Source organism: Streptomyces capoamus (genome assembly GCF_014654935.1).
Classification (GTDB): Bacteria; Actinomycetota; Actinomycetes; order Streptomycetales; family Streptomycetaceae; genus Streptomyces; species Streptomyces capoamus.
In genome coordinates, this window is record NZ_BNBF01000005.1 from 145,673 (window position 1) to 146,922 (window position 1,250).

Annotated in this window: 1 protein-coding gene and 1 pseudogene; both read left to right on the top strand. The window is 68.5% G+C overall.

Going from position 1 to position 1,250, the window contains the following annotated elements:
- A partial coding sequence (gene ccrA / locus IE312_RS39475) for a crotonyl-CoA carboxylase/reductase (protein WP_229899465.1) occupies window positions 1-756 on the top strand: 756 nt, incomplete at its 5' end.
- A gap of 51 nt (window positions 757-807) precedes the next feature.
- A pseudogene (locus IE312_RS39480) lies at window positions 808-1,250 on the top strand (methylmalonyl-CoA mutase family protein); the annotation flags it as partial.

Genomic DNA, 1,250 nt, shown 5'->3' on the forward strand with positions numbered 1-1,250 from the left:
CTCAGCTGGGAGGAGGCCGCGGCCCCGGGCCTGGTCAACTCCACCGCCTACCGCCAGCTGGTCTCCCGCAACGGCGCCGGCATGAAGCAGGGCGACAACGTGCTCATCTGGGGCGCGAGCGGCGGCCTGGGCTCGTACGCCACGCAGTTCGCGCTGGCCGGCGGCGCCAACCCGGTCTGTGTCGTCTCCTCCCCGGAGAAGGCCGAGATCTGCCGGAAGATGGGCGCCGAGGCGATCATCGACCGCAACGCCGAGGGCTACAAGTTCTGGAAGGACGAGACCACCCAGGACCCCAAGGAGTGGAAGCGCTTCGGCAAGCGCATCCGCGAGCTGACCGGCGGCGAGGACATCGACATCGTCTTCGAGCACCCCGGCCGCGAGACCTTCGGCGCCTCGGTCTTCGTCACCCGCAAGGGCGGCACCATCACCACCTGCGCCTCGACCTCGGGCTACATGCACGAGTACGACAACCGCTACCTGTGGATGTCGCTCAAGCGCATCATCGGCTCCCACTTCGCCAACTACCGCGAGGCCTGGGAGGCCAACCGCCTGATCGCCAAGGGCAAGATCCACCCGACCCTGTCGAAGAGCTACGCCCTGGAGGACACCGGCCAGGCGGCCTACGACGTGCACCGCAACCTGCACCAGGGCAAGGTCGGCGTGCTGTGCCTGGCGCCCGAGGAGGGCCTCGGCGTGCGCGACGAGGAGCTGCGCGCCAAGCACATCGACGCCATCAACCGCTTCCGGAACGTCTGAGGGCCCGGAGAGTCACCGATGACAGAGCGTCAGAAGGACCGTCCGTGGCTCATGCGGACGTACGCCGGCCACTCCACGGCCGAGGCGTCCAACGAGTTGTACCGGCGCAATCTCGCCAAGGGCCAGACCGGTCTGTCGGTCGCGTTCGACCTGCCGACACAGACCGGCTACGACCCCGACCACATCCTCGCGCGCGGCGAGGTCGGCCGGGTGGGCGTGCCCGTCGCGCACCTGGGCGACATGCGCCGGCTGTTCCAGGACATCCCCCTGGAGCAGATGAACACCTCGATGACGATCAACGCCACCGCCATGTGGCTGCTGGCGCTCTACCAGGTCGTCGCCGAGGAGCAGGGCGCGGACATCACCAAGCTCCAGGGCACGACCCAGAACGACATCGTCAAGGAGTACCTCTCCCGGGGCACCCACGTGTTCCCGCCGGGGCCCTCGCTCCGGCTGACGACGGACATGATCGCGTACACGGTCTCCCACATCCC